The following is a 22,236-nucleotide window of genomic DNA, read 5'->3' as shown; positions in this document are numbered from 1 at the left end:
GTTCCCCCGTATCGGTGAATAGGAAGGGCGTCGAAAGGGGTAGAACGCACCACATGCTGCCGGCGGAACAAGGGCGCACCATGCCCGTTCTCCGGCAGGCCGCGTGGTCATGGCCGACGCGCCCCGCACACACGCGGACGTGTCGGGGCCGTCGTCCGAACCCCCCCTTTTCTTCCCGCCGGGCGGCACCGGCCCACCGCCATGCCGCCGAACGGCGGCCCTCGCCGTTCCGACCCATCGACGCAAGGGAGCGCACATGACGGACGTGCTGCTGATCTGGCCGCCCCACGTGCCGAGTTACTTCAACGCAGGCCACCACAGCCCGCTGTACATGGTGGCCGGACATCTGCGCCGCCGGCCGGGCGCGGGGCGGGTGGACACCTGCGAGGCCGGCACCCTGAGCATGAACTGGAAGGGCGTCGGTGATCTGCTCTACCAAGGCCGCTACGACGTCATCGCGGTGATGAACGACTTCGACGCGGTGGACGGTCTGGCGCGATTCACCGAGTACGCGCGGGTGCTTTCCCCGCACAGCCGGCTGATCACCTTCGGCCGGCTCTCCAGCCTCAACCCCGGTTATTTCCGCCAGTTCGATCTGGACGCCGTCGTGCAGTCCGGGGACTACGAGTGCGGAGTTGCGCACTACGTCAACGGGCTCGCGGAATCCGGTCCCGAAACCGCCCCTGTGGCCGGATTACCCGGTGTCGCGGTACGGCACGGCAAGAACTGGATCGAACCCGGCGGCCCCGGCGACCGGCTCGCTCCCGAGGAGTGGTCCCTGCCCGATGTCGACGAAATCCCCTACCAGGACTACGACCGCTTCTACGCCAAGGACGAGCACAAATTCTGCGGGATCCCCTTCCGGCGTGAACTCGTCGTACCGGCGGCCCGCGGATGCCCGGTCGGCTGCGAGTTCTGCGAAGTTCCGGAGATCTTCGGACTCCGTGAGCGGCGTATGACGGTGGACGCTGTCATCGATTACATCCGGGACAGTTATGCCCGACACCCGTTCGAATACGTCGCCTTCTACGCCCCCACTTTCACACTCGACCGGCGCTGGGTCCGGGAGTTGTGCGAGCGGTTCATCGAGGGCCCGGTCTCACCGCAGTGGAAATGTGCGACCACCATCCATCACCTCGGGGAGGAACTGGTGGCCCTGATGGGCCGGGCCGGCTGCGTCCGTATCTCCGTGGGACTCGAAACCCTGGAGGCGGAGGGCCAGGGCGGGCTGCCCCGGAACAAACGCATCGAGGAGGAGAGGTTCCGGACGCTGGCCCAGTGGTGCGACGCGGCCGGCATCGAGCTGAACGCGTTCGTCATCGTCGGGCTGCCGGGCACCTCCGTCGAGGGCACGGCGCGCACCGTCGAGTTCGCCCGCTCGCTCGGCGCCCGTATCCGCCCGACCATGTACACCCCGTTCCACGAGATGACAGGGGACATGACCACCCATCAAGTGGCGCGCTTCAACCGGCAGTTGATCAGCGGAGAACCGGTCCTCGGCGAAGCCGGCGACAACGGATCCGGCGACGACGGGACCGACGGCGACGGGACCGCGCGGCGGCCCGAGGCCGACGCCCGCTACGCCTTCCTCTTCGGCCGGGAAGACCGGCTCACCAGCGTCCACGAACGCATTCCGCAGCAGGACCCCCGTTGACCGGCCCGGTACGCGGCGCCCCCGGACCGACCCGCATTGTGGACCTCGACGGCTTCCGCTTCCCGCTCGGTACGGAGACCCTCGGCCTGAGCTGGCAGCCCCGCGAGCGCCGCACCGGCACACTCAACCTCAAGAGCTGCGAACTCCAGCACCCGTGGAGCGACCGGCTGGTGCGGAGCGAACTGGCCGCGCTTCCCCTGGCCGAGACCATCGCCTACCCCTTCCAGGACCGCGCCCTGGACGCGCTCGGCGTCTACCACGGGCTCGACAGCGGCCACGTCCTGCTCACCGCGGGGTCGGACAACGGCATCGGCCTCGTCGTCGACGCCCTCGTCCGTCCGGTCGGCCGGCTGCTGCTCCAGGAACCCGCCTTCGAGGCATGGCGCCACTACGCCGAACTGCGCGGGGTCCGGGTGACCGGCGTCCCCGGCCTCACCGGCGCACCGCCCACCGCCGACCCCGCCCCCCTGCTGGACGCGCTGCGGGACGCGCCGGAGCCGACCGTGGCCGCCGTCACCAACCCGGGCAGCCCCAGCGGCCTGCTGTACCCCCCGTCCACCATGCGCCGGTTCGCCGGGACGGCGCGGGACCTGGGCCATCTGCTCGTGATCGACGAGGCATACGGCGACTTCGTCCACACCTCCCACGCGCCGCTCGTCGCCGAGTTCCCCAACGTCGTCGTCGTGCACTCCTACTCCAAGGCGTTCGCCCTGGCCGGACTGCGCATCGCCGCGCTGCTCGCCCATCCGGCGCTCCGGGAACACCTCGGCCGCTTCCGCCCCGAGAACGCGGTCGGCGCCCCCGGCGTCGCCCTGCTGGAACGTCTGGCCCCGCGGCGCGAACGCTGGCAGGAGATCTGGCGGGACGTCCGCGCCGTACGGCAGGAGTTCACCGACCGGGTGCTGTCCACCCACCCCGGGTGGCGCGCGCTCCAGCCGGGAGCCAACTTCGTCACCTTCTGGTCGCCCGACCCCGCCACCGCCGACGCGGCCCGCGACCATCTCGCCGCGCACCGCGTCCGTATCCGCTCCCTGTCCGACCTCCCCGGGCTGCGCGGCTGTTTCCGGGTGTCCCTGGCGGACCGTCCGACGATGGAGCGGGTGGCGCGGCTGCTGGACGCGGTGGCCGACCGTAGCCGCCCTCGCGTCGATGTCCCGGCCGACAGCGCGCCGGCCGCCCCGAGACAGGCCGCACGCCACGGGGAACGGCCGTATTGACACCGCCCCCTGTCCCTCCCCGGCCTCCGCCCGGGACGCCGGCCCCAGCCCGCACGGCTCCCGCGACCCCGACTTCGCGCACCACTGGAGGTGCCGCACCATGGCGCACATCCTCGGCCTGTCCTGCCGCAGCCACGACGCGGCGGTCGCCGCCGTCCGCGACGACGAACTCGTCTTCGCCTCGCACTGCGAGCGGTACAGCAGACGCAAGAACGACGCCGCGCTCTCCCCGCAGGCGCTGTCCGCGGCCCTCGCCCACCTGGACCGCGTCGACGACGTCGTGTACTACGAACGGCCCCTCCTCAAACGCACCCGGCAGCTCCGCTCCGGACAGTTCGGGCTCGCGACCGAACCGGTCGGCCTGCGCGCGTACCTGCGGCGCTTCCCGCAACTGCGCGGAGCGCGCGTGCACATCGTCGACCACCACCGCTCGCACGCGGCCGGTGGCTACTACACCTCCGGACTGCCGGAGGCCGCCGTGGTCGTCGTGGACGGCATCGGCGAGTGGAACACGGTGTCGCTGTGGCACGGCCGCGGCGACCGGCTCGACCGGGTCGCCACGGTGAACTACCCCCACAGCATCGGCCTGTTGTACTCCGCCTTCACCCAGCGTGCGGGCTTCAAGCCCAACGAGGAGGAGTACATCATGATGGGCCTGGCGGCCTACGGCACGCCGGACCTCGCCGATGTGATGTGGGAGGACTTCGTCGAGCGGGCCGACTGGCCGGACTTCCGGCTCACCCGCTCGGTGCACCGCGGCATCGCCGACTGGCGACCCGAACTGAACGACCCGGCCACACTCGCCGCCAGCGCCCAGGAGGTGACCGAGCGGCTGCTCGACGGGCTGTTCGCCTGGGCGGCCAGGGAGACCGGCTCCCGCAATCTGGTTTTCTCCGGCGGAGTCGCGCTCAACTGCGCCTACAACGCCCGCCTCGCCCGCTCCGGCCTCTTCGACACCATCTGGATCATGCCGAGCCCCGGAGACGCTGGCAGCTCGGTCGGCTCGGCCCTCGCCCATCTCGGCCGGCCCATCCACTGGCCGGGCCCGTACCTCGGCCACGACATCGCCAGGGAACCCGATCCGGACGACGCCCTCAAACGGCTCATCCGGGGCGAGGTCCTGGCCGTGGCCCACGGCAGGGCCGAGTTCGGACCGCGCGCACTGGGCAACCGGAGCCTGCTCGCCGACCCCCGCCCGCCGACCGCCAAGCGCCGGGTGAACGAGATCAAACGCCGCGAACCCTTCCGGCCGTTCGCCCCCATCGTCCTGGAGGAACACGCCCACGCCTACTTCGACCTGCCCGTACCGACCAGCCCGTACATGCAGTTCGTGGCGAACGCCCGCACGCCCGAGGCCCACCTGGCGGTCTGTCATGTCGACGGCACCAGCCGGGTCCAGACCGTCAACGCGCGGCAGAACCCGTTCCTCCACAGCCTGCTGCGGCGCTTCCACGAGGAGACCGGCTGTCCGATGCTCCTCAACACCAGCCTCAACATCAAGGGCGAGCCCCTGGTGAACACCGCCGAGGACGCCGACCGGTTCGGGAAGCTCCATGGCATCCCCGTCCTGTGACGCGCCGCGCGGGCGACCGCTCCGGCGGATCGTCGTCCTCGGCAGCCCCGGCAGCGGCAAGACGGCCTTCTGCCATCAACTCGCCGGGACCACGGCCCTGCCGCTGTACCACCTGGACGACCTGTACTGGTCCCCGGGCTGGTCCCGCCCGGGGGAGGAGGAGTGGGACCACCGTGTCCGCGCCCTGTGCGCCCTCCCGCGGTGGATCGCCGACGGCAACTACGCCGACAGCGCCGAACCGCGCGCCCGCGCCGCGGATCTCGTCGTCCTCCTCGACCGCCACCCGCTGCTGTGCGCGGTGGCGCTGGTACGGCGCAGCCTGCGCCTGCGGCGCTCGCCCCGCGGCCCGGGGACGGCGGGGGCGCCGCCGCCCGGCGGAAGCGGACGGCGACGGCCGGTCACGGCGCGCGGACCGGAGTACGTGCCGCGCCGGCTCCGGGACTCCGGCGACCCCCCGGTGCTCAGCCTGACCGCCCTGCTCCGCAAGGCGCTGCTCTTCCGGCGGCGGGACCTGGTCGTCATCCACGACGTCCTGCGGCGCACCGGCGCCCCCGTCCGCCGCTGCCGCACCCGGCGCCAGGCCGCCGCCCTGCTCGCCGAACTCGGCCTGCCGGACCCGTGCCCGCCGTCGGCACCGGCGCAGGACCGCGCCGCCGGGCACCTGGACGGTGGTCCTGCGGGCGGTCCGCAGCCGGGCGGCCCGTTGCCGCACGAACCGGGCGGGCGGTCCACGCGGACCACCGTCACCCCCTGCACCTGCCCGGCCTCCGCCACCGCGACGTCCCTATGGAGGAGCACATGACCACCGCATCCGACCCGGCCCCGGTCCGGCCCGACGCCCCGGAGCCGTCCCGCGGCCTCACCGAGATCGCCGACATCGTCACCCCGTTCGCCGTACGGGCGGCGGCCACCCTCCGCCTCGCCGACCACATCGCCGCCGGACACACCCGGCTGCCCGACCTGGCCGAGGCGGTCGGCGCCGACCCCCAGGCCCTCGCCCGGCTCCTGCGCTTCCTCACCTGCCGGGACATCTTCGCCGAGCCGGAACCCGGCACGTACGCGCTCACCGAGCTGGCCGGGGAGCTGCTCTCCGGCCACCCGGCCAACCTGCGGCAGTGGCTGGACGCCGACGAGGTGGCCGGCCGGCTCGACACCACCTTCCCGTACCTGGTGGACGCGGTCCGCTCCGGAACCCCCGTCCACGAGAAGGTCCACGGCGCCCCGTTCTGGGCGGACCTGGGCGCGTCGCCCGCCAGGACCGAGTCGTTCGACCGGCTGATGGCCCAGGTCTCCCAGTCCACCCGGGGCATCGGCACCGTGTACGACTGGGCGGGCGTCCGGCATGTCGTCGACGTCGGCGGAGGCACCGGAGCCCTGCTCAGGGAGATCCTCCAGGCCCATCCGCACCTGCGCGGCACGGTGGCCGACCAGGCGGGATCCGTGGCCGAGGCGCGCCGCTACCTCGCCGCGCACGGCCTCGGTGACCGGGCGGACGCGGCGGTCCACGACATGTTCGACCACCTCCCGGCGGCGGACGCGTGTCTCCTCTCCCGTGTGCTGGCCGACTGGGACGACGAGAGCGCCGAACGGATCCTGCGGACCTGCGCCGCCGCCGTCCCCGAGGGCGGGCGGGTGCTGATCGCCGAACGGGTACTCCCCGGCGAGCCCGCGCCCGGCACGCCGGACACCGCCGAGTACCTGGCCGAGACCCGCCGGCTGACCTCGCACGATCTGCGCATGCTGGTCCTGCTGGGCGGCCGGAAGCGATCGGTGGCGGACTACGCCCGGCTCGCCGGACGGGCCGGGCTCACCCTGCACACGTCCCACCGTCTGCCGGGGGGTGCCACCGTGATGGAGTTCCGCTCCGGCAGCACCCCGTGAGGGCCGCTCACGCGAGGGGACGGTCCGGCCCGGGGACGGCCGACCTGATGTGACGCGTCTCAGGACACCGCTACGGGAGGCGGCGGCAGCAGGTCACGGTCCTGGCGGAGCATCCGTGTGTGCAGGGACCGCAGGGGCGGTCCCGGGTCCGCGCCCAGCGCCTCGGCGAGCCGCTGCCGTGCCGCCTCGTAGGCGGACAGCGCGTCCGAGGAGCGGCCCGTCCGGTACAGGGCGAGCATCAGCAACTCGACGAGGCGTTCCCGTAGCGGGTGCGCGGCGACGAGCCGGACGAGTTCGTGGACGTACTCGAAGGACTGCCCGAGTTCGATCGCGCCGGCCAGCCGCGCCTCCAGCACGGTGAGCCGTTTCTCGGCCCAGCGCACCCGCTCCGTCGCCAAGTACGGTGCTTGCAGGCCCTCAGCGAAGTCGCCGCGCCACAACACCTCGGCACGCTCGATCAGTTCGCCCGCGCGCCACAGCTCACCCGCCCGGCGCGCGGCGAGCGCCTCGTCCACCAACCGCCGCCGCTCCCGCAGGTCGTCGATGTCCGCCCCGGTGAGCCGGTAGCCGCTGCCGGTCCACGAGAGCTCCGCGGCGTCCCCCAGGGCCCGGCGCAGCCCGGAGACGTACTTCTGTACGAGGTTGCGTACGTGCAGGGGCGGGGCGCCGCCCCACACGGCCTCGACCAGACCGTCGTACGAGATCGAACGCCCCTCCTGGAGAAGGAGTACGGCGAGTACGGCGCGCTGCTTCGGCGGGCCCAGCGGCACCTCGGCCCCGTCGCGCAACGCCCTGAGCGGGCCGAGCAGTTCGAAGCGCAGGCCGTTCCGTGTCCCCTCATCCATGGGTCGAGGGTATCCCGGCCTCCGCGTTCCAGTGGATCTTCCAGCGGACGGTCAGTGGCGGCCACGACCGTGGCGGACACGGATCGGATCCCCTGAGAAAGGCCCACCACATGCTCACCCGGCTAGGCCGCCTGGCGGTGCGGCGCAGCCGCGCCGTGCTGATCGGCGCACTTCTCATCTTCCTCGGTCTCGCCGCGTACGGCGCGGGCGCCCAGGACGACCTGGACCTCGCGCGCTGGAGCGCGCCCGGCACGGAGTCGGTGCGCGCCGGTGACGTACTGCGCGAGGAGTTCGGCACCGGCAACCCCAACCTGGCGCTGCTCGTCACGGCGCGCGACGGTGACGTGGACAGCGCCCGCACGCGGGGCGCGGCCCGCGCGCTCGCCCAGGAGGTGGCGAAGGCGCCTCTGGTCACGGACGTCACCTCGTACTGGGACGCGCGGAGCCCCGCCCTGCGCGCCACCGACGGGCGCCGTGCGCTGGTCCTGGTCCGCCTCGAAGGCGGCGCCACCGAAGCGCGCGAGCAACTCGCCACACTCTCGCCCCGGTTGGCCCGCACGACCCCGGAGCTGACCGTTCAGGTGGGCGGTCAGGAGGAGATCTCGCGGCAGGTCGGTGAACAGGCCCGCACGGACTTCCTGCGCGCGGAGCTCTTCGCGCTGCCCGCCGTCGTCCTCCTGCTGATCCTGGTGTACCGGCGCACCACGGCCGCCCTGCTGACCGCCGGGGTGGGCCTGTTGTCCGCGCTGGGGACGCTCGCCGGGCTGCGGGCGATCGCGCAGTTCACCGAGGTGTCGACGTTCGCGGCGAACCTCGCGCTCGTCCTGGGCCTCGGACTCGGCGTCGACTACAGCCTGTTCATGATCAGCCGCTACCGGGAGGAACGCGCGGCCGGGCACGCCCAGCCCGACGCCGTGGTGCGGGCGACCAGGGTCGCCGGGCGGACGGTGATGTTCAGCGGAGTGACGGTGGCGGTGTCGCTGTGCGCGCTGCTGGTGTTCCCCTTCTTCTTCCTCAGCTCGTTCGCGTACGCGGGGGTGCTCGTCGTCCTGACCGCGGTGACCGGAGCGGTGGTCTTCCTCCCGGCTGCCCTGGCCCGCTGGGGTCACCGGGTCGAGCGGCCCACCGCGCCCGCCTCCGGTTTCTGGCACCGTACGGCGATCGCGGCGATGCGTCGCCCGCTGCTCGCCGGCGCCGGAGTGCTCACCGTCCTGCTCCTGGCCGCCTCACCCCTCCTGGGCCTGCGCTTCGGCCTCCCCGACGAGCGCACGCTCCCCGAAGGGACCTCCTCGCGCACCACCTCCGAGATCGTGCACGAGGAGTTCCCCGCCGAACCCACCGACATGATCCAGGTCGTCCTCACGAAACCGCTCACGAACCCCGCCGACACGCGTGCGTACGCCGCCGAACTCTCCCGGATCCCGGGCGTGTTCCAGGTCGACGCGCCCTCCGGTGCCTACCGTGACGGGAAGCGGGCAGGGGAGCCGGGGCAGGACCGGCTGACGGCGCCCGACGGCCGCGTACGCCTGGCCCTCGTTCCGACCCAGGGGGCGATGTACGGCGATGTCCCCGCGCTCGTCGACCGCGTCCGCGACACCCCCGCACCCGCCGATGTGCTGGTCGGCGGCTACCCGGGCGAGACCACCGACTTCCGCTCCACACTCCTCGACCGGCTGCCGCTCGCGGCCGCTCTGGTCCTCGGGGCGACGTATCTGATCCTCTTCCTGATGACGGGCAGTGTGCTGCTGTCGGTCAAGGCGACCGTGCTGAACCTGCTGAGCCTGTCGGTGATGTTCGGCTGCCTGGTGTGGGTCTTCCAGGACGGGAACCTCTCCGGAGTGCTCGGCTTCACCCCGACCGGTTCGATCGAGCCGAGCATTCCGGTGCTGATGTTCTGTGTGGCGTACGGACTGTCGATGGACTACGAGGTCTTCCTGCTGTCACGCGTCAAGGAGGAGTACGACCGGACGGGCGACACCGAACGCGCGGTCGGCGAGGGCATCCGGCGCAGCGCACCGCTGATCACCGCGGCGGCCGGCATCCTCGCGGTGTCCTTCCTGTCGTACGCCACGGGCGGCGTCGTCTTCCTCAAGGAACTCGGCATCGGTACGGCCCTGACGATCCTCGTCGACGCGACCCTCATCCGGGTGGTGCTGCTGCCCGTGACGATGCGGCTCGCGGGACGCGCGAACTGGTGGGCACCGAAGGCGCTGCGCCGCTTCCGGATCAGGGAGGCGGCGGAACTGGGGCCGGAGCCGGAGCCGGAGCTTCGCCGGGAGTACGTGTGATCACCGCGCCAGGGGTTATCCGGTGTCACTCCCGCCACCAGCTCCGCAGCACCTGCTCGGCGGGTTTCCCGTGCGGGGTGTAGGCCAGGCGTCGCTCCGTCTCGCCGCTGTCCGGCCAGTCGTCCCACATCCACCAGCACACCCCGGCCCACCACGGCTCGTCGTCGAAGGCCGTCAGCAGCGCCTCGTAGGCCGCCGCCTGTTCGTCGGCCCCGGCGCGCTCGCTGACGGTCCAGGAGTACGGCTCGGCCGCGGTTCCGTGCTGACTGACGTAGCCGGCCTCGGTGAACAGGATCTTCCGGTCCTGCCGCTCGGCGAACGCGGAGAGTTCGGTGACGATCGGCCGCCAGCCCTTGGCCAGCCGGGCCGGATCGGTCGTGGCGGAATCCGCCAGCGGCCAGTAGGCGTCGATACCGATCAGGTCGAGGGATGTCCAGAAACGGATGGCCGCGTACTCGTCGTAGTTGGCGGCGTAGGTCAGTGTGCCGTCGTAGGTGTCGCGCACCGCGGCGATCACGGCCCGCCAGCGCCGGCGGTCGCCGGAGGTGCCCGCCAGCTCCGTACCGACCGCGAACTGCTCCACGTCCAACTCCCCGGCCAGCCGGGCGTAGTGGGTGATGAAGCGCTGGTACGCGGTGAACCAGGCGTCCTTGTCGGCGGGCCGGATCCCGGCCCGGTCGTCGCCGTTCACCAGGTCCACATGAGGTTTGAGCATCACCTTCAGCCCGGCCGCGTGGGCCAGGCCGACGATCCGGCGCACTCCGGCGTCGTCAGCCGTCTCCTCGGTGGGGTGCATCGTGGACCGGCGGGTCCCGTCCTGGTACCAGGTGGGGGTGAACACCACCCACCGGGCACCGGTGCCGGCGATCTGCCGCAGATAGCTCCGGGCCTCGCTCCGGTCGTAGTCGCCGGTGCTCCAGGCGGGCAGTGTGATGCCCCGTACCCGCTGCTCGGGAGAGCCGTCCCCGTCCCCGCCCGCCGAACAGCCTGTCAGTACGGCGACGGCGGCGGTCGCCGTCGCCGCCAGGGCCGCGGTCGTCCGCCTCAGCGCTCTCATCGGACCAGGGCCTTCCTCGGGCAGCGCGCCCGGACGACCGTGCTGTTCCCGGCCCGCTCGGCGCGGGCCGGGAACAGCACGGGGTGGTGACGAACAGGGGTACGTGGTGCGGGAGTCGGCCGGATCAGATCAGAGCAGGCTCTCCGGGCTGACGAAGGTGTAGCCGAGCGCCTCGATGCCCTCGACCGTCTCCTGCAGCGGCTCCACCGGCTGGTAGGGGTGGTAGTAGAAGCTGGCGAAGCCGTCCCGCACGGCCAGGTTGGCCTTGGCGTTCTTGACCAGGTCCGCCGCCAGCCTGGGCGGGTTGTTGTTGTGGGCCTCCGGCTCGTAGCTGCCCAGGTTCTCCGGGAGCACCTTCGTACCGTAGACATCGGTGACGGGGTACGGGAAGAACTGCCCGAGGTAGCGGCTGGAATCGGACGGTTCGCCGGTCAGCGTTCCCGCGAAGTACAGGGGACGCTCCATCCTGGCCTCGAAGTTCTGTGCGAACACCCGGTAGTCCGTGGCCGAGGCCGCGTAGTGCGGGGTGACCCACAGCCGGGGCTTGGGGAGACCGACCCGCGCGAACTCGGCGAGCGCGGCGGTGACCCGGCCCTGTGCCCACTCGGCGGAGTCCTCCGTCGCGGGACCGTCGTAGATCACCGTGTCGGTGGCGTCCACATGGGCCCGGAAGAACTCGAAGTCGTCGGCGCTCAGCCCGTTGTACGGGTTGTCCGCGTTCCCGTACTGATGGGTGTAACCGTGATCCATCAGCACCGCGCCGTTGGCCAGCATGTACTTGAGGGTGTTCACCAGCGCCGGTCGCTGGGAGAGCCGTACGGTGCGCGCCACCCCGTTGTTCTGGACGCCCTTGGGGTCGCTGTACACCGGAATGACATTGATGCCGTACGGGATGTTCTTCGACTTCAGATAGTCGGCGATCGCCCGCATGCTGGTGGCGTCGGAGAGCGGAGTGATGTCCTCCAGACGCACCATGGCCCGGTGCTGCTCGGCCGTCTGGGGAGCCAGCGCGTCGAACAGCATGTCCTGGAAGGCGAGAATCCGGTCGGTCTCCGAGACATAGGTGAAGGGGATCTCACCGATGTAGGTCAGGTTGCCCGAACGGAGCGCCCACGGGGAGGTCTTCGTCGTGCCCCCGGCCGTGTCCACCGCCTGGGCCACCTCGGTCACCTGCGGACCGCCCGCCCCGGCCGTGATGTGGGGATGCAGCACCCCGGCGTCCTGGCCCACCGGGATCTTCCGTGTGAGCTGCTGGCCCTTGTAGTCGACCCGGCTGATCTCGCCGACGCTGCCGTCCGTCTCGTAGAAGGAGGACGTCGGGTCCCAGCCGTACCGGTACTGGAACTCCTGGAGGCTGATGGAGTTCGCCATGTTCCAGATGTTCTCGCCGATCCAGATCACCGGCCGCTCGGACAGCAGTGTGTCGAGGTAGAAGTCCTCCGGCACGGCGTCGGGGATCTCCTCGCTGTAGTACGTGGAGCCGATGTACACGGTGGCGTCGTACGACTCCATCAGCTCCGGCGTGTACTCCTGGACCGGCTTGGTGGTCACGGTGCCGAAGTGGCCGCCGAGGTTCGCCACGCCCATCGCGTACAACTCACCGAGGTGCCCGAACGGGCCCGCGGTGTCGTACAGCACCAGGGTCTTCGCCTCGCCGGGCTCGGCGGCGCGCGGTGCGGTGCGGGCCTTCCGGCCGGTGGCCGACGCCCGCTCCTCCGACAACTTCCCCGGCTTCGATGTCCGGTTCCCGGCGGTGGGCCGGGCGCTCTTCGCGGCCCGCCGCTCCGCGTCGGCGGACCGTTGCGCCGCCGCCCAGCCCTTCAGGTCGTCGGCGCGCACGCCGGTGGAGGAACCGTGCGCGGCCGGCCGGTCGGCGTCCCCACGGCCGTCCCGGTCGGCGGCGGTCGCCGGTGCCAACAGGCCACCGCCGACCAAGGCGGCGATCGCGAGAGCGATCACGGCCAGCCAGGCGGACCGTGCTCTTCTCCAGGGCTCACTCATACGTTGTACCCCCCTCGATTCAGGCCCCGCATTGCGTGGAACAAGGAGCTGAGGCGTCGGCGGATCATGGCCGATATTCGATGCGATGATCCTTTCCGGCCCGTCGTGCAATTCCACAAGCGGGATTAATGAGCTCGACAGGCCGGTGATTCTTCTGACCATTCGCGCCGACTGTCAATGGGGCCTCTGGGGAGAAAATCCAGACAGGGGTTTCCGGCGGAAGTGCCCTCCCCCCGGGGGTGCTGCGGGGGTGATGTGTCTGGTACTTTCCGTAAGCGCGCAGAGGCCGGTCCGTTGGGGAGCGCCCGCCACTCCTGCGCCGAGTTGAATGTGGGGGACCGATGTATGGTAGGTCTGTTTTGGGCTCAGCCCTGCCCTTGGTGGGCCTGGCGGCGGCACCCGAGGCTTTTCCCGGGATTCCGCTGGCCAGGGCTTTGCAGGCGGCTGCCGGGGCGGGTTTCCTGTTGTACTGCCTGATTGTTTTCGGCCTGTTGGTGGCTCGATTGCGATTACGCGCAGGACTCCCCGCGGCTGAACGTGGTGTTCCGGTGGCACGCGACCGGCCAGCGGCGGACCGGTCGTGATCGGGGAGGTCCTGATATGGGCCAGCATCGCCCTCATCGCGATGGCGGGAACGTACAACTTCGCGCTCTTCCTGCTTTCCCGCCGTCAGGTGCCGTACCGCCCCGACTCCGGTGAGCAGCGCTTCTACGTCTTTCTGCTCGCCTGTCTCAACGAGGAGATGGTGCTGGCCGAAAGCCTCGCGCGAATAACCGCCCTGCCCGCCGGGAACTGCGTCGCCCTGGTCATCGACGACGGGTCCGACGACCGGACACCCGAGATAGCGCGGTCCGCGGACCCCGAACGGGTCTGGCTCCACCAGCGCCGGCTGCCCAACGCCCGGCACGGCAAGGGCGCGGCGCTCAACGACGGCGTACGCCTGCTCCGCGCGTCGGGCCTCCTCGGCGACCGGGACCCGAGCGATGTGATCGTCTGTGTGGTGGACGCGGACGGACGGCTGGACCAGCATGTCATCGACGCCGTCGACCCGTTCTTCAACGATCCGATGACCGGGGCCACCCAGATCGGCGTCCGGATGTACAACCGGCGGGAGGGCCTGCTGGCCCGGCTGCAGGACATGGAGTTCGTCGTCTACGGCGACATATTCCAGAGCGCCCGCCGCTTCATCGGCAGTGTCGGGATGGGCGGCAACGGACAGTTCATGCGGCTGTCCGCGCTCGACACCCTGGGCGAGGACCCGTGGAGCGACAGCCTCACCGAGGACCTGGACCTCGGGGTACGGCTGATCGCACGCGGCTGGACCAACCAGCACTGCACCACGGCGGCCGTCTCCCAGCAGGCCGTGCTGAACCTGCGGCGGCTGATCCGCCAGCGCTCCCGCTGGTTCCAGGGACACCTCCAGTCGGCCAACCTGGTGCCGCTGATACTGCGTGACGTTCCCGGCCGGGCGGCGATGGACCTGATCTACCACCTGTCCAGCCCGGTGCTGATCCTGCTCACCTCGCTGCTGCCGCTGTCCTTCCTCGTCGCCGTGTTCGGCACACTCGCCGGATCGCTCATGACCGGCCACGCGCAGGTCTCCACGATGTGGTTCCTCGGCCCGTACCTGCTGTCGTTCACCGCGGCCTGGATCTACGGCTTCGTGTACCGGCGGCGCGAGCGGTCGCTCGGCGCGCTCCACGCCGCGCTGCTCGGACACGTCTTCGTGATCTACGGCTACATCTGGTTCGCGTCCGGCTGGTGGGGGCTGTGGCGGACCGTCACCGGCAAACGGACCTGGCTCAAGACCGCCCGCAGTTGACCCACGCACCACACCTTCCGTGACATCCGCACTTCCGTGACATCCGTACCTCCCGTGTCATCCGTACCGCTTGTGCTCCTTCCGCTCGCCCAGCCAAGGGAGACCCATGTCCAGATCAGGCAGACCCCTGTCCTCCGCCCCGGCCGCGACGGCCGTTCCGGCCGCCGAGGCCGTCCGGGACGACAGACCCGGCACGCCCGGGACCGTACGCACCATGCTCGTGCTCGGCACCCGGCCCGAGGCGATCAAACTGGCCCCGGTGATCCGGGCGATGGCCGCCTCCACACTGTTCCAGCCGATGGTGGTGACCACCGGTCAGCACCGCGAAATGCTCCAGCAGATGCTCGGCATGCTCGGAGTGGGGGTGAAGACCGACCTGGCGGTGATGCGCGACCGGCAGCGGCTCTCGGAGCTGACGGCCCGGCTGGTGGACGGGCTCGCCACGGTGATCAGGACCGAACGCCCCGAGCTGGTGGTGGTCCAGGGCGACACCACCACGGCGCTGTGCGGCGCGCTGGCCGCCTTCTACGAGCACACTCCCGTGGCCCACGTCGAGGCGGGCCTGCGCACCGGTGTGCTGGACAACCCGTTCCCCGAGGAGCTGAACCGCCGGCTGATCGGCCGGATGGCCCGCTGGCACTTCGCCCCCACCACCCGGTCCGCCGGCCACCTGCGCGCCGAGGGCGTCCCCGACGAGCAGGTGATGACCACGGGCAACACCGTGGTCGACAACCTGCTCTGGGTACTGGCGGAAGGCGCCGGGCACAGCGCGTTCCGCACCGACGACCGGCGGGTACTCCTGACCCTGCACCGCCGGGAGAATCAGGGGGACCGTATGCGTTCGATGGGCGCCGCGCTGCGCCGTCTGGCCGACCGGGGCGACGTGGAGATCGTACTGCCGCTGCACCGCAGCCCCGCGGTGCGTGAGGCCCTCTTGCCCGAGCTCGACGGTCACCCGGCGGTACGGGTGGTCGATCCGCTCGACTATCTGGACTTCGCCGCCACCCTGGCCGCCTGTGACCTGGTCCTGACCGATTCCGGAGGGTTGCAGGAGGAGGCCCCGAGCCTGGGCAAGCCCACGCTGGTGCTGCGGACCACCACCGAACGCCCGGAGGCGGTGGAGGTGGGCGCCGCCCGGCTGGTGGGCACGGAGCCGGACGCGATCCTGGCCGCGGCCGGGCAACTCCTGGACGACCCCGACGAGTACCGGCGGATGGCGGGCGCGGGCAACCCGTTCGGTGACGGCCGGGCCGCCGACCGTATCGTCGCCAGGCTGACCGAGGACTTCGGCGGCGAACCCGCGCCGGGGCGCGGCGGTCTGGCCGGCTCGTACGATCCGGCGGCATGAGGGCCGTGCGGTGGAGCGACCGGAGCCGGGGCAACTGCCGTCGGCGTGACTGGCGTTGGGCCGGGGGCCTCGTGCTGGCGTTCGCCGTCCTGGCGACCGGCGGGCTGATGCTGGCGGGCCTGTGGGACGAGGAGCGGCGCACCGAGTCCGTCGAGTCCTGGCGGGACGGTACGGTGCACGGCCCCTGGCGCTCGGTGTTCCACGGTTACGGTGGCAACACCGGCGGGACGGACGAACTCGACCTCACCCCGCGCGCGGCCCGCGAACGCGACCGTACCCACGCCTGTCTGGTGGTCTCCACCGCACGGTACGAGCGACTGGACCTGCGGGCGCGGATGCGTACCGTCGAGCAACTGCGCACACCGGAACCCAACCCGTGGGAAGTGGCGTGGCTCGTCTGGGCGTACACCGACCCGGAGCACTTCTACTATCTGGCGCTCAAGCCCAACGGCTGGGAGCTGGGCAAACGGGACCCCGAATACCGGGGCGGACAGCGCTTCCTGGCCACCGGTACGCCGCGGTTCCCCGTCGGTGACTGGTCGGAGATCCGGGTGCGGCAGAGCGGACCGCGGATGACGGTGGTGGTGGACGGCCGCGAGGTGGTCGCCTTCACCGACACCGAACGGCCGTACACGGCGGGCAGCGTGGGCGGCTACACCGAGGACGCGCGGGTGGAATTCCGGGACATCAGGATCGCGGGGCCGGAGTGAGGGGGCGGTATGTGAGCGCACAGGTTCTTTGTCGTCACCTGAACGTGTGGCAGTGCGGCCTTCCGGCCGGTTGGCGGTCATGGGCATGTTGGGCTGGTCGCTGTGAGCGAGCGCAAGTCCTACAAGACCGACGTGAGCGATGAGCAGTGGGCGCTGGTCGAGCCGGTGATCATCGCGTGGAAGGGTGCGCACCCCTCGGTCAGCGGCCATCAGGGCCGGTACGAGATGCGGGAGATCGTCAACGCGCTGCTCTACCAGGGCCGGACGTTCGGGAGAACCTACACGTCACAGGCCATGGATCAGGTTTCGGCACCCACACCGCTACGACCCGAACTCGCGTAAGTTCTACGACCGCAAACGCGTCGAGGGTAAGAAGCACGTCCAGGCCGTCCTCGCCCTCGCCCGCCGATGCGTCAACGTCATCTGGGCACTGATCCGCATGAGCCCTGTCCCGTCGGAGACGGAAGGATGAAGACCGGGTTTCGTACCTCGGCCCGGTCTTCTCCTCTCGTCCCCGGCCAAGGACAGGAAACAGAGGCGGACAGGCGGCGCGGGGAGATGCCCGACTCAACCCGGACCAACGAGTCCCGACGTGGGAATGGTGCCCGCCATGCCGTCGGTCCGCGTCATCACCGCACCTGTGCGCGCTCTGCGCGGGGCGCCGGGGCGTCCGGAGACCGCCAGGAAGGAAGACATGACTGACGACGTATCTCGGGGTGCTCTGCGCATTCCTGACAGAACGGCCCCCGGCCCCAGGGCGGTGGAAGAACAGGGCTCGCCGCTGGGCGCGGTCGGCAGGTGCGCCGGGCAGCGGGTACTTCCTCGCCGTTTCGCCGGTAGACCTCTTCGTAGCGGCGCACGAAGCCGCGCTGCCCGCCGCACACGAGCCGTCCGAAGACGACGAGCGGCAGCAGCAAGTCCACGACAACGCGACGGCTGTTGTCCTGGCGACGCAGGCCGTACTCGCTGCCAGAGGGTTTCGTCACCGTGCTGGCGGCCCCAGCATCGGCGAAGCCGTCGGCTCTCTGGCAGCTCTGCCCATGGGCTCGCTGGAGGTCACTCTCAGGTGCCTCATGCAAGGTCGGCCGGAGGGCTTCAAGCGGCTCCTCTTCCACTGCGAGACCGTGACGGAGTGCGTGGAGCTGTGCACGGCTGCCGTTCTGGCGTACAGCACACCGCACGTGTTGAGACCAACTGCCCCGTGGACCAATCCCACCGGCCACGGCCCTGAACAGACCCGCTACGAACCCCTGGGTACCTGTAACGGAATCCGTAGTACCAGCTCCCACCTGCGGAAACGTGGTTTGGGAGGAGGCATCCCAGCACGAGTGCTCCATCCCGGCACCATGCAGCTGAGGTACGGGGACCAATCGACTACGCCGGCGCAGCGGAGCTGCCCCTGCGACCGCCGACCAGTGCGGCGAAGCCGTCGAGATGGCGTTCCAGTCCGTACTCGAACAGGACGTCCAAGTCGGGTGCCGTGTCGTCCGAGATGGTTGCCAGGAGGGGGAATCTTCCGCTGGCGAGGAGCTCCCGGCGGTGGGACCGCTGAGTTTCGGACCAGCGATTCAATGTCATGCCGGTGTTCCTCTCGGCCTGGGCCTCGTCGGCCCTGGACAGTCCGATGGTCACGACGAGCGCATGCAGGGTGAGCGTTTCTTGAAGTCGGACGTCCATGGGGAGATCGAGTCCGTCGAGGGCCCGCAGGGTCCATTCGGTGTGGGCCATCATGTTGGGGACCAGGACGGGTCGAGTGAACGAGACGACGTGAGGCAGCCACAGATGCCGTCGACACAGCCGCCATTGCTGACGGGCGACGAGTTCGAGTTTGGCGCGCCACCCCTGCGGACCCTCTTCAGGCAGACTGAGATCACCGAACACGAGGTCGGCCATCTGCATCAGCAGTTCCTCCTTGCCTGTGACATGGCGATACAGGGACATCGGCCCGAGGTCGAGCCTGGCCGCGAGCCGGCGCATCGTCAGCGCCTGAAGCCCGTCGGCATCGGCAAGTTCGATGGCGGTCCTGAGGATGCGCAGCCGTAGCAACTCCTGATCGGGCGTCTCGGCTCCCCGTGCGGTCGGAGCGGCGCCGTGAGTCGTGGGTGCCCGTTGACGGCCGGCCTGTGGGCTGACCACCGTGCCGGAACCGACGTTCGCCTCGACGAGCCCCTCGTCGCGCAGGGCGGCTGTCACCTTGGTCGCGGTCGCGATCGCGACGCCCCACCGCTGCGCGATGGCCCGGATGGACGGCACTCGGTCACCGGGACGGAGATCACCGCTGACGATCCGGGAGCGAATCTCCGCGGCGATCACGCGGTAGGGCGGTTCGGTGTACTGCGCTGACGGCACGTGATCCTCCGGTGACTTGGGCCCGCATCCAGGATGTCAGAGCATATTGAACTAGTTCACTTCGGTCGATGCACTAGTTCACTGTGTACCTGATGACCCCTATTTTTCTTGAGGTTGGGTCAATACGGTGTACGCATAGTGACGCGTGAAACAGCGTATAGAAGGACGGAGGAGATGGACGTATGGAGAATCGCGACATCCTCGTGTCAGGGGGTGGCATCGCCGGGACGGCCCTGGCGTACTGGCTGGCCCAGTACGGGTTCCGGCCGGCCGTGGTGGAACGTGCCCCTGCCCCTCGCACGGGTGGCCACGCAGTCGACATCCGCGGCACCGCGCGACAGGTGATCGAACGCATGGGTCTCGTCGCGCAGGTCCGACGCGCTCGAATCGGTGCCCGCGGCATGGCCTTCATCAATGAGAAGGGCAAGCCGGTGGCGAGGCTGGGCACCGACGTATTCGGGCCGTCCGGCGGACCTGTTGCCGAGTGGGCGCTCCTCCGCACCGACTTGGCCCGGATCCTCTACGGCACGATCCGCGATGACGTCGAGTATGCCTTCGGCAATGCGATCACCAACGTGCAGCAGGACGAGGACGGCGTCACTGTCGCGTTCGAGAAGGGCCAGTCCAGACGGTTCGATCTCCTCGTGGGAGCGGATGGCGTGCATTCCGCCGTGCGTCGGTTGTCGTTCGGCCCTGAGGACCGCTACATACGTGACCTCGACTCCTTCATCGCTCTCTTCTCCCTCGCGACAGATGTCGATCTTGACGGCTGGCAGTTGATGTACACCATGCCCGGTGGCGCCGACCGGCCCGGCAGAACAGCGGGTCTGCGCCCGTTGGCCGAACCGGGCACGGCGCTCGCGGGGTTCTTCTTCCGCGCCCCTGGCCTCGAGTTCGACCGGCGTGACGTTGCCGCGCAGAAGCGAATCGTCGCTCGCCATTTCGAGGACGCCGGGTGGGAAGTTCCGGGTTTCTTGTCGAAGATCTGGGACGCGCCCGACTTCTACTTCGACCGGGTTGAGCAAGTGCACGTCGACACCTGGTCGATCGACCGCACCGTGCTGGTCGGGGACTCCGCTTTCTGCGCTTCTCCCATGTCCGGGATCGGCACCAGCCTCGCCCTGGTCGGCGCCTACATCCTTGCCGGCGAACTCTTCAAGGCCGGGGGCGATCACCGTGTGGCCCACGCCGCGTACGAATCGGGGATGCGCGAGTTCGTCGACCGTGCCCAGGAATTCGCCCGCGCATCCGGCGACGGCGGCCTGATGCCTGACTCGCACGCGCAGATGTGGCTGCGGAACCAGTCGGTGCGGGCCCTGCCGTACCTGCCCAGACGCATCGTCGGCCGGGGTCTGGAGAAGGTGGCCGACACCGTCGTGCTCGACAGCTACACCGACCTCGCACATCACCGAACAATCAAGCCGTAGGAGAAAACACCATGCACGTCAGCACCTTTCTGTGGCTCGACGGCCAGGCTGAAGCAGTCGCGACCTACTACACGACGCTGTTCGCCGATTCCCAGATCGGTGACATCCGGCGGGACCCGGACGGTCGCGTCACCACCGTCGACTTCACTCTGGGCGGACAGCGATACGTCGCCTTCAACGGCGGACCGCAATATCCCTTCACCCGCGCCATCTCCATGTATGCGGAGTGCGACACCCAGCCGGCGCTGGACGCCCTCTGGGCGAGCCTCACCGATGGCGGCGAGGAAGGGCTGGGCGGCTCGCTGATCGATCGTTTCGGAGTGACCTGGCAGGTCTTGCCCACGAACCTGCGGGAACTCCTCCGCAGCGCCGACCCAGCGACCGCTGAACGCGTCCTCACGGCCCTGCACGCCATGACCAAGATCGACATCCAAGGCTTGATCGACACCCATGACCAGGCATGAAACCGTACGGAAAGCGCAGACAATGAATCCCAGCCCCCCGGCCTGGCCTGTCCAACCAGGGCCCTCCCAGCCCAAAAACGGCCGACTGCGCGCCGCGTGGACCCTGGCACTGCTGACGACGTTGTGCGCGGAACTGACATACACCGCCGTCGCCGTCACGATCACGTGGCTGCTTCCACTGTTGCTGGTGATGTACGGCGCCGGCGTACTCGTCATCCGCGAGGCGGTTGTCCGTGTCGGCGCCGGATGACCCAGCCTGGTGGTGCTCGGTGTGGCCTATCAGGTGGCAGAGGACGGACTCGGCCTGCAGGCACTGAGAGGGCGCTATGAGACTTGATGCCCGATTCTTCGTTTCGTCCGGAGTGAGCGGACAGGCCGTGGCTGCGCCGGACGGCTATGGCCGGGGCTGGGTGAACAAGCCCTGCTCGGTCTCGGCCAGGATCCAGCGGTCAGTCAGCCGCTTGAGCTTCAGGCGGATGTTGTCGATGTTGTTGGGCGCGACCGTCAGGTCCATCGCCTCGCAGACCTGCCGCGCCCGCAGCGGATGGTCGGCCGCGGTGAACACGGCCATGATCTGCTGGTAGGCCGGATGGTCCGGCAGTCTCGGTGCCGGTGCCGGTGCCGCGGACAATTGAGGGTCGGGCAGTTTCAGCAGTGTCTTACGCATGATCCGGACTTCCTCGGCGGCCCGGTCGAGTTCGTTGAACTGTGCGGTCAGCTTCGCGATCTGCTCCTTCGCCGCCTCGGCCTGCGCGGCGATCTCTCCTTCCCGCTCCTCCAGCCGGGCCAGCACCGCCCCGAGCGTCAGCTCCCCGCCGGTCATGCGGTGCGCCAGGCCGGCGTGGTCGCCCCGGTCAACCGGCGCAGAATCACCGGGGTCACCGCCCGGTACACCCGCGACTCCGAACTGCGGGGCCGGTGTTCGTAGTCGCGCACCAGCCTGCGGGACAACATCAAGATCCCATAGGCGCGCTCCACGACCCACCGCTTGGCCTGGGGAACGAACCCGCTCTGCGCGGGATTGCGCTCCACGACCTCCACCGCGATGCCCACCTTCTCCCCGTGCACGACGACGGCGTTCTTGAAGCCTTGGTCGACCAGAGCCTTCTCCACGGCATCCGTGTCGGCGGCGACCTTGTCCAGCAGCGCGATCCCGACGGCGTTGTAGTGCGCCGACGCGGCCGCCACGACCACCGCGATCACCAGCCCCAGAACGTCAACGGCCAGGCCGCGCTTGCGGCCCGCTACTTTTTTGCCACATCACGCCCCGTCGACCCAGCGGGCACACCCGCCGCAGCGTGCACGCTCTGCGTATCGAGCACCACCGGACTCGGGTCCGCCTTCCGGCCCGTCTTCTCCCGCACCTGCCAGCGCAGCAGGTCGTGAATGGTCTGGTCGGTCTCCCGCATCTCGTACCGGCCCTGATGGCCGCTGACCGAGGGGTGCGCACCCTTCCACGCGATGATCACCGGCTCGACCAGCGCCCGCTGCTCATCGCTCACGTCGGTCTTGTAGGACTTGCGCTCGCTCACAGCGACCAGCCCAACATGCCCATGACCGCCAACCGGCCGGAAGGCCGCACTGCCACACGTTCAGGTGA

The 22,236-nt window shown here is 70.1% G+C and carries 17 protein-coding genes and 2 pseudogenes; 13 read left to right on the top strand and 6 right to left on the bottom strand.

Annotation, left to right across the window (positions count from 1 at the left end):
* Positions 1–256 precede the first annotated feature (256 nt).
* The 5 genes from ACIO3P_RS31100 (at position 257) to ACIO3P_RS31080 (ending at position 6,325) form a co-directional block, all read left to right on the top strand.
* Positions 257–1,654 (top strand): radical SAM protein, encoded by a 1,398-nt coding sequence (locus tag ACIO3P_RS31100; RefSeq protein WP_329826675.1) that lies wholly within the window; start codon positions 257–259, stop codon positions 1,652–1,654.
* Positions 1,651–2,871 (top strand): pyridoxal phosphate-dependent aminotransferase, encoded by a 1,221-nt coding sequence (locus tag ACIO3P_RS31095; RefSeq protein WP_401849906.1) that lies wholly within the window; start codon positions 1,651–1,653, stop codon positions 2,869–2,871. The genes ACIO3P_RS31100 and ACIO3P_RS31095 overlap by 4 nt, the downstream gene beginning before the upstream one ends.
* 100 nt (positions 2,872–2,971) lie before the next feature.
* The gene (locus tag ACIO3P_RS31090) at positions 2,972–4,444 is read left to right on the top strand and encodes a carbamoyltransferase C-terminal domain-containing protein (protein ID WP_329826678.1); all 1,473 of its coding nucleotides are present in this window, start codon (positions 2,972–2,974) and stop codon (positions 4,442–4,444) included.
* Positions 4,425–5,246 (top strand): hypothetical protein, encoded by an 822-nt coding sequence (locus tag ACIO3P_RS31085; protein ID WP_401849905.1) that lies wholly within the window; start codon positions 4,425–4,427, stop codon positions 5,244–5,246. Before ACIO3P_RS31090 ends, ACIO3P_RS31085 begins: the two co-directional genes overlap by 20 nt.
* Complete coding sequence (locus ACIO3P_RS31080; protein ID WP_401849903.1) at positions 5,243–6,325, top strand: methyltransferase; 1,083 nt, start codon at positions 5,243–5,245, stop codon at positions 6,323–6,325. Before ACIO3P_RS31085 ends, ACIO3P_RS31080 begins: the two co-directional genes overlap by 4 nt.
* Before the next feature lie 59 nt (positions 6,326–6,384).
* On the opposite strand, the gene ACIO3P_RS31075 is transcribed toward ACIO3P_RS31080, so the two are convergent.
* On the bottom strand, positions 6,385–7,170 hold the full coding sequence (locus tag ACIO3P_RS31075; protein ID WP_329826681.1) for a BTAD domain-containing putative transcriptional regulator: 786 nt from the start codon (positions 7,168–7,170) through the stop codon (positions 6,385–6,387).
* Between the two features lie 110 nt (positions 7,171–7,280).
* Here ACIO3P_RS31075 and ACIO3P_RS31070 point away from each other — a divergent pair, with 110 nt between their 5' ends.
* A complete protein-coding gene (locus ACIO3P_RS31070) occupies positions 7,281–9,458 on the top strand; it encodes an MMPL family transporter (RefSeq protein WP_401849901.1) in 2,178 nt (725 codons plus the stop codon).
* Positions 9,459–9,483: 25 nt separating this feature from the next.
* On the opposite strand, the gene ACIO3P_RS31065 is transcribed toward ACIO3P_RS31070, so the two are convergent.
* Positions 9,484–10,515, bottom strand: coding sequence for a glycoside hydrolase family 113 (locus tag ACIO3P_RS31065; protein ID WP_329826683.1), 1,032 nt, complete (start codon positions 10,513–10,515; stop codon positions 9,484–9,486).
* Positions 10,516–10,644: 129 nt separating this feature from the next.
* On the bottom strand, positions 10,645–12,516 hold the full coding sequence (locus tag ACIO3P_RS31060) for a polysaccharide deacetylase family protein (RefSeq protein WP_329826684.1): 1,872 nt from the start codon (positions 12,514–12,516) through the stop codon (positions 10,645–10,647).
* Between the two features lie 580 nt (positions 12,517–13,096).
* Here ACIO3P_RS31060 and ACIO3P_RS31055 point away from each other — a divergent pair.
* From ACIO3P_RS31055 to ACIO3P_RS31040, 4 genes and pseudogenes are all read left to right on the top strand, one after another.
* A complete protein-coding gene (locus ACIO3P_RS31055; protein ID WP_401787098.1) occupies positions 13,097–14,338 on the top strand; it encodes a glycosyltransferase family 2 protein in 1,242 nt (413 codons plus the stop codon).
* 106 nt (positions 14,339–14,444) lie between these two features.
* Entirely contained in the window at positions 14,445–15,686 is a 1,242-nt protein-coding gene (wecB, locus tag ACIO3P_RS31050) for a non-hydrolyzing UDP-N-acetylglucosamine 2-epimerase (protein WP_329826686.1), read from the top strand.
* Complete coding sequence (locus ACIO3P_RS31045; RefSeq protein WP_401849899.1) at positions 15,683–16,396, top strand: family 16 glycoside hydrolase; 714 nt, start codon at positions 15,683–15,685, stop codon at positions 16,394–16,396. Before wecB ends, ACIO3P_RS31045 begins: the two co-directional genes overlap by 4 nt.
* Before the next feature lie 102 nt (positions 16,397–16,498).
* Positions 16,499–16,663 (top strand): annotated as a pseudogene (locus ACIO3P_RS31040) (transposase); the annotation flags it as partial.
* 1,107 nt (positions 16,664–17,770) lie between these two features.
* Here ACIO3P_RS31040 and ACIO3P_RS31035 read toward each other — a convergent pair.
* A complete protein-coding gene (locus ACIO3P_RS31035) occupies positions 17,771–18,745 on the bottom strand; it encodes a TetR/AcrR family transcriptional regulator C-terminal domain-containing protein (RefSeq protein ID WP_326611286.1) in 975 nt (324 codons plus the stop codon).
* A 182-nt stretch (positions 18,746–18,927) separates the two neighbouring features.
* On the opposite strand from ACIO3P_RS31035, the gene ACIO3P_RS31030 reads away from it, so the two are divergent.
* The 3 genes from ACIO3P_RS31030 to ACIO3P_RS31020 are packed head-to-tail and all read left to right on the top strand — an operon-like array spanning position 18,928 to position 20,886.
* Entirely contained in the window at positions 18,928–20,172 is a 1,245-nt protein-coding gene (locus ACIO3P_RS31030) for an FAD-dependent monooxygenase (RefSeq protein WP_326611285.1), read from the top strand.
* 11 nt (positions 20,173–20,183) lie between these two features.
* Entirely contained in the window at positions 20,184–20,636 is a 453-nt protein-coding gene (locus ACIO3P_RS31025; RefSeq protein ID WP_401849897.1) for a VOC family protein, read from the top strand.
* 22 nt (positions 20,637–20,658) lie between these two features.
* The gene (locus ACIO3P_RS31020) at positions 20,659–20,886 is read left to right on the top strand and encodes a hypothetical protein (protein WP_329821469.1); all 228 of its coding nucleotides are present in this window, start codon (positions 20,659–20,661) and stop codon (positions 20,884–20,886) included.
* Between the two features lie 144 nt (positions 20,887–21,030).
* Here the strand turns inward: ACIO3P_RS31020 and ACIO3P_RS31015 are convergent, their stop codons facing one another.
* Together ACIO3P_RS31015 and ACIO3P_RS31010 are read right to left on the bottom strand one after the other, a co-directional pair.
* Positions 21,031–21,459, bottom strand: coding sequence for a hypothetical protein (locus ACIO3P_RS31015; RefSeq protein ID WP_401849896.1), 429 nt, complete (start codon positions 21,457–21,459; stop codon positions 21,031–21,033).
* Positions 21,456–22,168: pseudogene (locus ACIO3P_RS31010) on the bottom strand (transposase). Before ACIO3P_RS31010 ends, ACIO3P_RS31015 begins: the two are co-directional and overlap by 4 nt.
* Positions 22,169–22,236 lie beyond the last annotated feature (68 nt).

This window comes from Streptomyces sp. NPDC087310, assembly GCF_044744405.1.
In the GTDB taxonomy this organism is placed as follows: Bacteria; Actinomycetota; Actinomycetes; order Streptomycetales; family Streptomycetaceae; genus Streptomyces.
This window is presented reverse-complemented; position numbering and strand designations above follow the sequence as displayed.